This is a genomic window from Pseudomonas sp. 51_B (assembly GCF_017491595.1).
Taxonomy (GTDB): domain Bacteria; phylum Pseudomonadota; class Gammaproteobacteria; order Pseudomonadales; family Pseudomonadaceae; genus Aquipseudomonas; species Aquipseudomonas promysalinigenes.
Genome location: NZ_JAFGYW010000650.1, coordinates 1 through 228, shown reverse-complemented (window position 1 = coordinate 228; position 228 = coordinate 1). Strand labels below are relative to the sequence as shown.

Below are 228 nucleotides of genomic sequence, written 5' to 3'. Positions count from 1 at the left end.
AGCTTGCGTTGACCGGGATGGTGATGGTCTGGCCGTTGGCCAAAGTAATCACCAGCGGAGCACCAGTAACCGGGGCGTTGACGGTGGCGGTGTACACCACAGTGCCGCCTTCGGTCACGCTTGGGGTCGCGGTCAGAGTCACCGTCGAGGTATCGATGGTGTCGGTGATGGCGGTCACAGCCGGTGCCGGGCTGACGTCCAGCTTCTCGAAGTCACCACCTGTGGTGC

1 protein-coding gene is annotated in these 228 nt (G+C 63.2%); it reads right to left on the bottom strand.

What is annotated here, in order from left to right:
* Window positions 1-228: immunoglobulin-like domain-containing protein (locus J5M56_RS26560; protein WP_207938262.1), on the bottom strand; the 228-nt coding region annotated here is incomplete at both ends.